Origin of the sequence: Musicola keenii (genome assembly GCF_014855505.1) — a bacterium.
Classification (GTDB): Bacteria; Pseudomonadota; Gammaproteobacteria; order Enterobacterales; family Enterobacteriaceae; genus Musicola; species Musicola paradisiaca.
On record NZ_JAAWVW010000002.1, the window covers coordinates 163,873 to 176,612 of the forward strand.

The 12,740-nt window shown below is 55.0% G+C and carries 14 protein-coding genes and 1 tRNA gene; 9 read left to right on the plus strand and 6 right to left on the minus strand.

Features of this window, described 5'->3' with window-relative positions; genetic code table 11:
• Window positions 1–338 precede the first annotated feature (338 nt).
• From mdtH to HEP82_RS03045, 3 genes are all read left to right on the plus strand, one after another.
• Window positions 339–1,544 carry a multidrug efflux MFS transporter MdtH gene (mdtH, locus tag HEP82_RS03035; RefSeq protein ID WP_192456724.1) on the plus strand — a complete coding sequence of 402 codons (1,206 nt, stop codon included), beginning with the start codon at window positions 339–341 and terminating at the stop codon, window positions 1,542–1,544.
• Between the two features lie 282 nt (window positions 1,545–1,826).
• Window positions 1,827–2,474 (plus strand): glutaredoxin 2, encoded by a 648-nt coding sequence (gene grxB, locus HEP82_RS03040; protein ID WP_192456725.1) that lies wholly within the window; start codon window positions 1,827–1,829, stop codon window positions 2,472–2,474.
• A gap of 123 nt (window positions 2,475–2,597) precedes the next feature.
• A complete protein-coding gene (locus HEP82_RS03045) occupies window positions 2,598–3,161 on the plus strand; it encodes a lipoprotein (RefSeq protein ID WP_192456726.1) in 564 nt (187 codons plus the stop codon).
• 245 nt (window positions 3,162–3,406) lie between these two features.
• On the opposite strand, the gene HEP82_RS03050 is transcribed toward HEP82_RS03045, so the two are convergent.
• Both HEP82_RS03050 and HEP82_RS03055 read right to left on the minus strand, forming a co-directional pair.
• Entirely contained in the window at window positions 3,407–3,976 is a 570-nt protein-coding gene (locus HEP82_RS03050) for a TorD/DmsD family molecular chaperone (RefSeq protein ID WP_192456727.1), read from the minus strand.
• Between the two features lie 31 nt (window positions 3,977–4,007).
• Complete coding sequence (locus HEP82_RS03055) at window positions 4,008–4,745, minus strand: phosphatase (protein WP_192456728.1); 738 nt, start codon at window positions 4,743–4,745, stop codon at window positions 4,008–4,010.
• A gap of 255 nt (window positions 4,746–5,000) precedes the next feature.
• Between HEP82_RS03055 and HEP82_RS03060 the strand changes: the two genes are divergently transcribed.
• A tRNA-Ser gene (locus HEP82_RS03060) sits at window positions 5,001–5,090 on the plus strand.
• 194 nt (window positions 5,091–5,284) lie between these two features.
• Here HEP82_RS03060 and HEP82_RS03065 read toward each other — a convergent pair.
• Window positions 5,285–5,983, minus strand: a complete 699-nt coding sequence (locus tag HEP82_RS03065) for an HAD hydrolase-like protein (RefSeq protein ID WP_192456729.1) — start codon at window positions 5,981–5,983, stop codon at window positions 5,285–5,287.
• Between the two features lie 116 nt (window positions 5,984–6,099).
• On the opposite strand from HEP82_RS03065, the gene HEP82_RS03070 reads away from it, so the two are divergent.
• Window positions 6,100–6,477: a RidA family protein gene (locus HEP82_RS03070; protein WP_192456730.1), complete on the plus strand. Its 378-nt coding sequence runs from the start codon at window positions 6,100–6,102 to the stop codon at window positions 6,475–6,477.
• Between the two features lie 90 nt (window positions 6,478–6,567).
• Complete coding sequence (locus HEP82_RS03075) at window positions 6,568–7,524, plus strand: phospholipase D family protein (RefSeq protein WP_192456731.1); 957 nt, start codon at window positions 6,568–6,570, stop codon at window positions 7,522–7,524.
• A gap of 157 nt (window positions 7,525–7,681) precedes the next feature.
• Here the strand turns inward: HEP82_RS03075 and HEP82_RS03080 are convergent, their stop codons facing one another.
• Window positions 7,682–8,605: an AraC family transcriptional regulator gene (locus HEP82_RS03080; protein ID WP_192456732.1), complete on the minus strand. Its 924-nt coding sequence runs from the start codon at window positions 8,603–8,605 to the stop codon at window positions 7,682–7,684.
• Between the two features lie 219 nt (window positions 8,606–8,824).
• Between HEP82_RS03080 and HEP82_RS03085 the strand changes: the two genes are divergently transcribed.
• Entirely contained in the window at window positions 8,825–9,979 is a 1,155-nt protein-coding gene (locus HEP82_RS03085; RefSeq protein WP_192456733.1) for an NADH-dependent flavin oxidoreductase, read from the plus strand.
• Between the two features lie 195 nt (window positions 9,980–10,174).
• On the opposite strand, the gene HEP82_RS03090 is transcribed toward HEP82_RS03085, so the two are convergent.
• Window positions 10,175–10,447 carry an Lrp/AsnC ligand binding domain-containing protein gene (locus HEP82_RS03090; RefSeq protein WP_192456734.1) on the minus strand — a complete coding sequence of 91 codons (273 nt, stop codon included), beginning with the start codon at window positions 10,445–10,447 and terminating at the stop codon, window positions 10,175–10,177.
• 50 nt (window positions 10,448–10,497) lie between these two features.
• Between HEP82_RS03090 and HEP82_RS03095 the strand changes: the two genes are divergently transcribed.
• Window positions 10,498–10,785, plus strand: a complete 288-nt coding sequence (locus HEP82_RS03095; RefSeq protein ID WP_237048186.1) for a hypothetical protein — start codon at window positions 10,498–10,500, stop codon at window positions 10,783–10,785.
• A 123-nt stretch (window positions 10,786–10,908) separates the two neighbouring features.
• Here the strand turns inward: HEP82_RS03095 and HEP82_RS03100 are convergent, their stop codons facing one another.
• A complete protein-coding gene (locus HEP82_RS03100) occupies window positions 10,909–11,667 on the minus strand; it encodes a DeoR/GlpR family DNA-binding transcription regulator (RefSeq protein WP_192456736.1) in 759 nt (252 codons plus the stop codon).
• Between the two features lie 215 nt (window positions 11,668–11,882).
• Between HEP82_RS03100 and HEP82_RS03105 the strand changes: the two genes are divergently transcribed.
• Window positions 11,883–12,482, plus strand: coding sequence for an NUDIX domain-containing protein (locus HEP82_RS03105; RefSeq protein ID WP_192456737.1), 600 nt, complete (start codon window positions 11,883–11,885; stop codon window positions 12,480–12,482).
• Window positions 12,483–12,740: the final 258 nt, after the last annotated feature.

The following is a 12,740-nucleotide window of genomic DNA, read 5'->3' on the forward strand; positions in this document are numbered from 1 at the left end:
CGGCGGAAATGCCCCCGCCGAAAGCCATGATTTTACAATCTACTATAACCACATCGCTTCCACGCCGTAAAATCGCCGGCGCCGAGTTATTGTGCAATCACGTCATCCTGCCGGCTTTTTTTCTTAAACTGTCGCCCAGGTAACAGTTGTTTAATGAAAAAAAATTATTAGCGCGTGCCCTATCACATTTCATCAAGAGGCGAGACAATAGCGCCGACGAGAGATCTGAAGTCAGGCAGGGATGCGAAAACCCGCCACACACATTGTGCTGACGCACATTTCGCCGGCTGTCCTTCATCAGATCCATACGCCTTCTTCTGCTTTCTTTGTGGTGAAACATGCCGTTGATGACGCAAGCCCGCAGCCTGGGGAAATACTTCCTGCTGCTGGACAACATGCTGGTAATTTTAGGTTTCTTTGTTGTTTTCCCGTTAATTTCCATTCGTTTTGTCGATCAGATGGGTTGGGCGGCGCTGACGGTGGGGATAGCACTCGGCCTGCGGCAGTTTACCCAACAGGGGCTGGGGATTTTCGGCGGCGCGATCGCCGACCGGTTCGGCGCCAAACCGATGATCGTCGCCGGCATGTTGCTGCGCGCTTCCGGTTTCGTGCTGATGGCATTGGCGGAAACACCGCTCTTGCTGATGCTATCCTGCATTTTATCCGCCTTGGGCGGCACGCTGTTCGAGCCGCCGCGTAATGCCATCGTCATCAAACTCACCCGTCCGCACGAGCGCAGCCGGTTCTACTCGCTGTTGATGATGCAGGATAACGCCGGTGCGGTACTGGGCGCGCTACTGGGCAGTTGGTTGATGCAATACAATTTCAATGTGGTGTGTTGGACCGGCGCGGCTATTTTCGTGCTGATCGGCCTATTGAATGCATGGCTGCTGCCCGCCTACCGGATTTCCACCACCCGCACGCCGATTCTGGAAGGTATGTCGCGGGTACTGCGCGATCGGCGCTTTGTGACTTACGTCCTGACGCTGACCGGCTACTACATGCTGGGCGTACAGGTACTGCTGATGATGCCGATCATGGTCAATGAGCTGGCGGGGACGCCTTCGGCCGTCAAGTGGATGTACGCTATCGAGGCGGTGCTGTCGCTGTCGCTGCTGTATCCCATCGCCCGCTGGAGCGAAAAACGCTACCGTCTGGAACAACGCCTGATGTTAGGTCTGTTCATCATGACCCTGAGCCTGCTGCCGATGGGCATGGTGACGCATGTCCGGTTGCTATTGCTATTGATCGGTATTTTTTACCTGGGCTCGATCATCGCCGAACCGGCACGGGAAACCCTGAGTGCGTCGTTGTCCGACGCCCGCGCCCGCGGCAGCTATATGGGCTTTAGCCGGATGGGGCTGGCGCTGGGCGGCGCTCTAGGTTACAGCGGCGGCGGTTGGCTGTTCGATATGGGTAAATCACTCAACCAACCGGCATTGCCCTGGTGCATGCTCGGTATTGTCGGGATGCTGACGCTGGCGGCGCTCTACTGGCAGTTCCACCTGAAACGTCTCGAACCCGCCATCTTGCGTGACCACTGATGTCACCGGCGCCCGTCACGGGCGCCACTGTTCTCCCCGCCGCGGGTTTTCCTGACGGCATTTCACTGACCACGAGTTATCCACCACACGTTTTCCCGCCGCCATAGCGCCCACCCGACGCCTAGGTCATTGAACGTATTTCCTGTCGACTGGGCGACGGACGCTATTTCGTTACATTTACCGGCACAAACAGCATGGACGCACCACACCACGACAATGGATAATCCTGCGCTGGAACAGTCACGCGCAGGCTGAGGTCATGCGCACTACAGGAGATCTGGTATGAAACTTTTTATCTATGAACACTGCCCGTTTTGCGTGAAGGCCCGCATGATTTTCGGCCTGAAGTCTCTGCCGGTAGACGTGACCGTACTGTCCAATGACGACGAAGCGACGCCCATTTCCATGGTGGGACAGAAGATGGTGCCGATTCTGCAAAAGGCGGATGGCGGCTATATGCCGGAAAGTCTGGATATCGTGAGATACGTTGACGGGCTGGATGGCAAACCGGTACTGAACGGCGCGGTTAACCCGGCCATTGATGACTGGATCCGCCAGGTTTACCAGTACGCGGGCCAGTTGCTGATCCCCCGCTTTTCCCGCGCCCGGTTTGAAGAGTTTGCCACCGAGGCCGGCCGCAACTACTTCATCCACAAAAAAGAGGGCCAGATCGGCAGCTTTGCCGGGCACTTCGCCCAAACCGAGACGCTGGTCGCCCGGCTGGAGCATGACCTGCTGGCGCTGGAACCGCTGATTGTCAGCGCCGACGCCTGCAACGGCGCGCTGTCGCTGGACGATATCAATCTGTTCCCGCTGCTGCGTTCGCTGAGCATTGTCGCCAACGTCGCCGTTCCTCCCCAGGTCGCCTCCTACCGTGATGCGATGGCGCGGCTGAGCAACATCAACTTGCTGGCCGATCAGGCGCAGTAATCACGCCGCCTGCCTGCGGGCAGGCGCGTTTCAGTACATTCCGATTGGCGATATACCCCGATTGTCGCACCCTGCCAGCAGGTTTCGGTGGTTCAGAGCACTTTAAAAACAAGAGGTTATAGGATGAAATTTTCAGGACTGGCCGCATTGGCGCTGCTTGGCTCGTGGTTATTGAGCGGCTGCGGGCCGCTGACGCAATATTCCCTGAGCGAGCAGGAAATCAACCAATACCTGCAACAGCATAATGATTATCAGAAACAGCTTGGTGTCCCCGGCGTGATCGACGCCAACATCGTGCTGACCGAACTCAATAGCCAAATCGGCCGCACCGAGCCCGGCAAAGTGACGCTGAGCGGCAACGCCAAAGTGAATATCGCTTCGCTGCTCGGCAACCAGACCGCCGACATGAAACTGACGTTGAAAGCCCAGCCGGTGTTCAATAAAGAGCAAGGTGCCATCTATCTGAAAGATCTGGAATTGGTGAGCTACCAAGTCGAACCGGAAAAATTGCAGTCGCTATTGCAGACGCTGACGCCCTATCTGAACCAGTCGCTGAAGAATTACTTCGACCAAAAACCCGCTTATGTGCTGAACCCGGAGCACAGCAACAAGGAAGCGCTGGCGAAAAAACTGGCCAAAGGTATTGACGTTAAACCGGGGCAATTGGTGATTCTGCTCACCGACTAAGCACTGAACCAGGCGAACCTGCCACGTATCGGCATGTTCGCCATCAGCCCGGCGAGTTATAGCGCCGAACGGTTGAGTCTAGCGAAAGCACGTCACGCGAAAGCCGTATTCCGACACGACGCTGCGCGTGTTGCAGGCAAAACCGCCGCGATGGGCGCGCCGTAGCCGACACCGTGATGTGCGGTAAATACGGCGCGAACTGCGCAGTTGAGTGAGTGACCGGGCTACCTACTCGGCAACGCGGGTTACACATCATCCTCATTGTCTTCGTCTTCTGTCTCCGCCAGCTCATCTCGCATCGCATCCAGCGCCTCACGGCACATTATCGCCAATGTGCGGTAGAACGGCGTGACGGCGTGGCTCTCAACTTTCCCCAGAAAACGTCCGCTCCAGGGCAATAAGTAGTTGTCGAACAAAGCAATCTGCGCGGCGGTTTCATCGTCCTGCGCCTGATCTTCCAGCCAGGACGCCGCCAGCAGCAACCCACCGAAATGGTCGGCCGGGCCCTCGCCCAACGGCATACCTCGCTGCTGTAAAAATGCCCGCACCTCAGCCTCCGGTGCGCCCTCTTCCCAGGCCGACCCCCACGGCGCCACCGCCGGGTCATCACCGAACAACGAGACGTAATCCGCCGTCAGCGCCGGTAAATCGACGCTTTTCTGTAAGCGCGCTGACAGGTCATCCTGCTCCAGCGGCCAGTGCTGCGGCATTTTGCCTTGCTGGATCAGCGTCAATAACGGCGCCAACAGCGGATCCTGCGGCTGACGATAAAACAGTGAGCCGAGGATGCGGCACACCACAGAGAATTCATTCATGTTATTACCTTGTGAACAATGAGTGACGGTGTCACAAATCCGCAAATTCGGGAATAGTAGGCTTACCGCGTAATTGCAGAAAATCCAGCACCCGACGCGGGCTGACATTCAACACACGATCCTGCGGAAAATCAACTTCCTGCAATATGCGCTCACAGTGGGGAAACTCCCCCATCGACCAAGCGATATGCGAATCAGACCCCAGCGCCAGATAACCGCCCGCGTCACGAACCGCTTCGGCAATCGCCCGACAATTCGGCCCGCTACCCCGGCGGGAGTGTTCAAACGAGGAATTGTTCAGTTCCAGCGCCACGTTGTACTCGGCGGCGGCCTGCGCCACGGCGCGGATATCAATGGGAAATTTGGGGTTGCCGGGGTGGCTTATCATGTGCACATGCCCCTGCGCCATGGCAGCAATCATTGCAGTAGTGTGAACGGCCTGATTTTGCGGTGGGAATACCGGTTCGTGAAAACCGGCGATGATCAGATCCATCACTTCCAGCATCTGGCCGGTACAGTCGATGTCGCCGTCCAGATTTTTGATATTGGATTCGATCCCGCGAAGAATGCCGATGCCGCCAACCACGCGCGGCCAAACACGCATATTAATGAAGTGCCAGTAGTGCGGCGCATCCGCCATATCGGGGCCGTGGTCGGTAATGGCGAACAGACGAATGTTTTTCTTTTTCGCTTCGGCAACATAGTCATGCAGTGTACTGTAGGCGTGGGTACTGGCGACGGTGTGCATGTGCAAATCAACGGGATACATGATTTCTCCTGGTGTGGCATTGATAAGCAAGCATAGCATTTATCCCTCCACGACACAGCGGCGATGAGAATCAATAACATTAAATTAACGCCGCCGACATATTCTCAACTGCGTACATTGCGATATCCCCACCGTTGGCGAGCAAAGCAGCAGATCGCGTGAAGTTTGGCTAAACGCACGTTGTTATGAAAGAAGTTTGTTGACGCTACAACGGAATTTCCCTACAGTAGCGCCCGTCGCTGAGACAGCGGCTACGGTGAGGTGTCCGAGTGGCTGAAGGAGCACGCCTGGAAAGTGTGTATACGTGAAAACGTATCGAGGGTTCGAATCCCTCCCTCACCGCCAGATTAAAAACAAAAACCCCAGACTTACGCCTGGGGTTTTTGTTTTTTTACCGTTGATGAGTGAGGGGAAAACTTGCATCGCGTCGTCAGCGCGCATTCACGCAGACCGCATAAATGATGCGCGCCCTCGCAGTTTACAGCATCCCATTTTCGGCGTTTTTTACATCCATATCGGTTTGCCCATATGGGTAAGCGTCACTCGAGGTCATCAGGGGTATCGCCGCTGTTAATTGCACCTCTGACCATGTCCCCCCTGTCCTCCAGCCGCGCGCATAACTGTGAGGGTGACTGGCAATAAATATTCGCGCCATGGTTCCTCAACTCATCATAAGAACCATACCCCCACAACACGCCGATGGCGAATAAACCATTATTATGCGCGCTAATAATATCTTCTTTCCTGTCCCCTATCATGACGGTATTTTTTCTATCCAGCGCATGTTTATTTATCAGGGCCGATAACAATTGGCTTTTATCATCTAAACTACCGTCTGCGAGCGTGCCCATAATATCGGTAAAAAACGAATCAAGTTTTAAATTCACCAGTATCTTCTCTGCAAAAATCTGTCTCTTCGATGTCGCCAAAAATAAATCATGCCCATTATTTTTTAACTGGCTAAGCGATGTCTGAATTTCCGGATAAGGCACGCTCTCATAAAGCCCATGTTGACCATAATGCTCCCGATAGATATTCACCGTTTCAGCCACGCGGTTATCGCCATACGGCGCCAGTAAAGTACAGACAATACTATTCATGGGCGGGCCAACCAGCGCGGTGATGTCCATATTTTCATCAATGTCATGGCCTTGCTGGCGAATGGCATACACTAAACTCGCTTTGATGCCGGGGAGAGAATCAATGATGGTTCCGTCCAGATCAAAGAGTACATTCACGCTGCACCCCCTTCATTTTTAATAAATGTGATTGTTCGCAAATAACCTAATAGCGATCGGCTTGCTATAACCACTGTATGGGAATACAGTAAAAAACCATTAATGATGAGGGTATTATGATGATTATGAGAGCGGCGCCACACACAAAAGATGAGACTTGCCCAGCATGCGTAGTCGCTGGCGGATTTATTTTCCTGGCACACCACAGTGGCGGCCATGAAAAAGCGGATGCGGTGTTTCAGGCAAGAGCGTCTCTGAAAGCACTGAGTCGAACGTTACAATCCGTCGACGCAAGCCTCAATGACATGGTTCAATTGACGCTGTATCTCAAGCACCGCCACGATTTCCCCGCAGTTCGGGACGTTTTCCGCGAGTTTTTCACCGATGGCCATTATCCAGCACGGATGACGGTGTTCACTGATTTTATCAGCGAAAACTGCCTCTGTATGATGGACGGCACGGCGGTTGTGGCCTCCTCGCCTGATGCACAGTGATGTCATTACAGGCAACCGGTATCAGCACTGTGAGTGCCCGCCATCATTACGTGGGCACTGAATTATTTAGGGTATTTACCACGAGAAAATATGAACATCCTTGATGACACCTCATGCCTGGAAGATTATTTAACATCACACCAGGGAAAGAAGATTAAAATCATTACCGCCTTTGCCAGCGGCACAGAAGAGATCATTTCCGCATTACTGGATAATAACAACACCATTGAATTACTGGTTGGGACAATTAATGCCTTCACTGCGCCAAAATTCATTGAATATTGTGCCAATCTAAACCGAAATGACTTTCACGCTTTCGTGGACTTTGGCTATGAATCAAGTATTCATTGGAAGTTGTATTTAATCGAACCGGATATCGTTGTCATTGGCAGCGCTAATTTTACAAAAACTGGCTTATCTCTTCGACGGGATACTTGCGTGGTCATGGAAAATATCGGCCTGTATACTGAATATGTGCAGCGTTTTAGACAATTATTAACCACGAAATCGGTCATCAAAGCAGATACATCATCAGCATTCCAATTAAACTTTCATCATTACTGTCGCAACCATAATAGAACCCAGGCGGGATTAGCCAGGTCTCGGCATTATTCCAGCGCCGAGCAATGGTTATTAGATGAAAGCAATCAGACGCTACCGTTGTTCATTTGGTGTAAACGCCATTCAGCGGAAACCAAAGCCAAAGCCACTCAACTGTTGCAAGAAGCATCTGCGGAAGCTGATACCCTCCTGCTGAGGGATTTTTTCACATACGACGCCAAGCAAGATGATCTGCCCTACCAACAGGGCGATGTGGTGCTTTGCGCCAATCACCGTGGAAGTTATATCGATTTTTATACATTCGATAGAATTATCTACAGCGAGGGGCGCCACTTTCTCTATTCGTATCGGCAGAATCGGTATCAACGCCCGTTCGAACTGAATACGTTGAAAACAAAACTTAAGCGCGCGATACCGCAATTTTTTGAAGGTGACGCCACCTGTATTGACCGCGACGAACTGCAAGAGATCCTGCACCGGACATAACCAGGTGCTGAATCTTTCACGATCCCGTCGCGAACCTCACTGCCGGCTTGGCGATTCCCCCCGCGAGTCAATCCCGACCAGGCCGGTTCATCCTTGCTAGCCCTTCTCCAGACGCAAGTCTGGGGCAAAGCCGGATACCGGGTCGGCTGGCCACGCTTTAGTGGTCACGTCGGTTGCCTGTCCAGGTCGATTCTCGCATCCGCTTGATATCTCGATTCGGCGGATCCCCGAATAGTCGGCTGTATTCCCGGCTGAACTGGGATGCGCTCTCGTATCCGACTCGCGTCGCTGCGCTGCCGGCATCCAGATTTTCATTGAGCATCAATTGCCGGGCATCAAGCAGGCGCAGATTCTTCAGGTATTGCAACGGGCTCACGCCGACAACGGCGCGGAAATGCTGTCGGAACGTTGAGGGGCTCATGTGGGCCTTTGCCGCCAGTTCATCCATCAACACATTTTCCGTGTAGTGCTGTTTAAGCCATGCGATCACCTTGGCAATTTGCTGGCTCGGCGAGCCGATCGCCACGAGACGGCGCAAACCGGCGCTATGCCCCCCATTGAGCAGGCGCACGACGATCTCCTGCTGGATTAAGGGCGCGAGGAGAGGAATCAACGCCGGCTCGGCCAGCAATCGGAGTAGCCGGGTCAGCGCATCCTGTAAGCCGGGCTCCAGCGCCACGAGAGATATTCCTCGTGTCGTCGACGCCGGCAATGGCGTCGCAAACTCCATTTCCGCCGCCAACTGAGCGATGAGGCGAGCATCAAGCTCCAACCACATCCCGAGGAAAGGCTCTGCGGTACTGGCACGAGTAACGTATGCGACAACCGGCATATCTACGGTGGTGATAAGGGATTGTCCAGCCCCGTATTCGAAGATCTCGTCACCCTGGGTGATCCGCTTGCCGCCTTGCACGATCAATACCAGACCCAGGCCATAGATGCAGGGCGTAGGATCGGTGATAGAACTGCAGCGACGCAGCTTCAGCGCCGGTATCAGCGTATTATGGTCTCCATCAATTTGTGCAATATTGCCAATCAGGCTGGCAAGCTCACCCATGTCCGGTTCTGATTGAGAACTCATTCCACATCTCCATAAAATCTAATGGTTACATCTCAAATGTATTGTTGAAGCTTAGCATTGCTGGTTGTCTACCGACTTGATGATTGATATCAAATCATCAAATCAGGCAATAAATACCACGTTTCTGGCAAACACTCCCAGGGCCTTCGCGCTCATACTGCCTCACACCGGTTCACGACCTACCCTGACTTACTTTTTCATTCATGGAGATTTTGTACTATGACCTCACCCCAATCGAAGCTGCTTCAGCCTTTCGCTTTCAACAACGGCCTGACCCTACGCAACCGTGCCGTGATGGCACCGATGACAACCTGGTCGGCGAACCCGGATGGCACCATATCTGACCAAGAGGTGGCTTACTATCGCGCTCGCGCCAACGGTGTCGGCATGGTGGTGACAGGCTGCACGCATGTGACGCCTGACGGCATAGGCTTCACTGACGAGTTCGCCAGTTATGACGATCGTTTCATTCCCAGCCTCCGTCGCCTCGCGCAAGCGGCTAAAAGTGGGGGCGCGCCCGCCATTCTGCAGATATTCCACGCCGGCAACAAAGCCTTGCCGCACCTTGTACCGGATGGCCGTGTGGTCAGCGCCAGTGCGCTAAAGGTGCCGCCCAGCCCATTCAATAACGCCGAAATCACTAGCCATGCACTGAGCGGGGAAGCTATCGAAGAGATCATCAGGGCTTTCGGCGAAGCGACTCGCCGCGCCATTGAGGCGGGCTTCGACGGCATCGAGCTGCATGGTGCTCATGGCTTTCTCATCCAGAACTTCTTCTCGCCCATGTTTAACCAGCGTGATGATGAATGGGGCGGTTCGCTCGAAAACCGTATGCGTTTCCCCTTGGCCGTGGTGCGTGAAGCGCAGCGGGTCATCGCCGAACACGCCAAGCGCTCTTTCTTGCTGGGCTACCGCATCTCACCGGAAGAAGCTGGCGAAGGGGCGCTGCGTATCAGTGATAGCTACGTACTGATTGATCGGCTGATTGAAGCCGGCATCGATTATCTGCATGCCTCGCTTTTTGACATTCCGAATGCCAGACCGGTTGATGGTGCCGACGAACGGACGACCGCCGAGCTGCTCGTTGAGCACGTAGCCGAGCGCATTCCCCTGATGGCGGCGGGCCTTATCCGCACGCCAGCAGACGCTGCAAAAGCCATGGATACCGGCCTGTCTCTCATCGCGATCGGGCAGGGCCTGGTGATGAACCCGACATGGGTCGAGCTCGCGGGTGAAGGCCGGGAAACCGAGATTGCTACGGCGCTTGATGCCGAGCGCGTGCCGTTACTGGCGATCCCGGACAAACTGTGGGGCGTCATCCAGGTGGCGAAGGGGTGGTTCCCTGTCGTTGAGGCAACACCGCCTCACGCTTGATGACTCATTGATGCGCCGGGCAAGCGCTCGGCCCGGCCTGCGTGCCACCGGTTTTTTTCAGCGCCCGACCTGCGTAGCCGGCCGGGCTGTTGTCGATCGCGCGACACGGCATCCTTCTGGGCGCGCGGTTGCAACGACAGGCAGTGGCATGGGAAACGGCGGTTCGCGCCTTGATGCCCTGAGGCGGTTCCCCACTTAAAGACGAGGAAAGACCTTGGAGCGTTTAATCATCCCGTAAGCAAAACGGGTCTCAATGGCCGCAATACCGCCAATTTTTTGCAGCTTGTCCCGTACGAAGCGTTCGTAGTCGCGGAAGCTACCGGCCAAAACACGCAATAAATAATCAGCGTCGCCGGCCATGACATAGCAGTCCATGATTTCATCAATGACCCCCACCGATTGCTCGAATGCGCGTACCGATGCTTGCGAATGACGCCCCACACGGATCCCGTGATTCTTTTTTCTCATCGTTGAGCGTCCTACAGAGGTCGATTCAGAGCGAGGAACCCTACCTGGCGTTGCCCGCACGCACGCTTTTTGAAATCACGCGGGGAGCGACACTATTTCTCAATCCCAAATCGGATTGCGGCAAAGAATTTCTGCCTTACGAAGTAGAACAACTGCTTGCCGGCGGATTAAGTCAGGCGCCGGAGCAACGGGTAGTAGAAAAAGATGCCCACGTACTGCTCGGCCAGCCCGCCCATTATCTGCAGAACCTGGCGCACCCGGCTCAAAGCCGGGCTGGGCCGCAACGCATCCTGATACGCCGCCCTATACCGGCACCGATACGCAAGCCCATCCGTTGATACGGACGGCGGGCGACATCCAGCCCCGCAACGTCCAAAGATGAGTCTGTGTCCATCCGAGACGATCGCAGGCGCGACCGCAGGCATCAACCAAGATTGTCGCCAAACGTTGGCGCCGCATTATCATCCATACCGCACCACGGCCAGCCCCGCCTGTTCGAATGGCAACGTCAACGCGCCCGGTACGTCGTCGTCCACAATCAGCGTGCCGGCCAACGACAGATCGCCGATGGCGTATGGCGACGCGACGTTCAACTTATCCCGTGTCGCCATCACCATGGTTTCCGCCGCCCGCGCCGCCAGCGCCCGTTTGATGTAAGCCTCCTCCAAATCACCGGTACTGAAACCGGCTTGCGGGTGAACGCCAGTCACCCCCATAAAAAACAGGTCGGCGCGAATATGCGACATGGCTTCTACCGCGGCGGCGCCCACCGTGACCAGCGAATGCTTATACAGTTTGCCGCCAATCAGCACCACGTCGATACCGGGATGGTTGACCAACCCGACCGCCACACTGGGGCTGTGCGTCACCACCGTAGCGCAGAGATCCGCCGGCAGACATTTCACCAGTTCGCCGCTGGTGGTGCCGCCGTCGATCATCACCACTTGCCCCGGTGTAATCATTGCCGCTGCCGTACGCGCGAGTCGCTGTTTCTCATCGATTGCCATCTGGCTGCGAGCGGCGAAACTTACCACCGTGTCCGACGCCGGCAGCGCGCCGCCATGCACCCGTTGCAAACGCCCCTCCCGAGCCAGCTCACGTAAATCCCGGCGGATGGTATCTTCCGAAACGCCGAACTGTTCGCTGAGCGCCTTCGCCAGCACCTGCCCCTCTGCCGCCAGTTGCACCAAAATCTGTTTTTTACGCTGTGTCGTCAGCATACCTGCTCCGTATTCTTGCCCGACCCCATGACTAAATGTTCACGAATTTACACGAATAGTCACTTAACACCCACAAAATTCCGTATACCTGGCTGAATACGAGTAAAAACGTGCAAAATAAGCATCACGTAATGCACGATATTGCATGAAATAAATTGATATTGCACGGTAGCATACCTTAAGATGCCAACTCCTCTACCACTTGGAGTCTCCTCATGCACACCACCAAAGATCGGATCCGCATTATCGACAGTGTTGTCCTCTCCGACGACGGGTATCTGCTGAAAAAAACCACCTTCGACTTTCTACGGCGCGACGGCTCCTGGCAACGACAGAGTCGCGAAACCTACGACCGCGGCGACGGCGCTACCATCCTGCTGTTCAACCGGCAAAAGCAGACGTTGTTGTTCACCCGGCAGTTCCGTTTTCCAGTATTCGTCAATGGTCACGACGGCATGCTGATTGAAACCGCCGCCGGTCTGCTGGACCATGCCGACCCCGAGGTACGCATTCGCGCCGAAGCGGAGGAAGAAACTGGCTACCGGGTATTCAACGTGCAAAAAATTATGGAGTGCTACATGAGCCCCGGCTCAGTGACCGAAAAACTGCATTTTTTTGTCGGCGAATATGACGACGCCTCACGCATCGGCGCCGGCGGCGGGCGGCGCGAAGAAGGCGAAGATGTGGAAACGCTGGAGATGACTCTGCCGGATGCGCTGCGTGCCATTGAAACCGGCCTGCTGGTCGATGCCAAAACCATTATGTTGGTGCAATATGCCGCGCTGCGTCAACGCGTTGACGGCCACGGCGTCTAACGCCATGAAGCTTGTGGCCTGAGCCTTTTGTGGTGAAGACAACGCGCGGCTGGCACATACACACCGCCACGCCCTTCTTGCTACCGACCGCCGAAACGCGGTGAAGGGCGCCAATAATCCAGACGCCCGAAGGGACGCAGCGCTCCCGGCAGCGCCGAGGCCTGTCGGATAAACCGCCGAGAAAACGCCCATGGTTTGACTTTTCATTCGCCCACGCTATGCCTTAATAAACCGCCGTTATGCAGCCTGGCGATATCG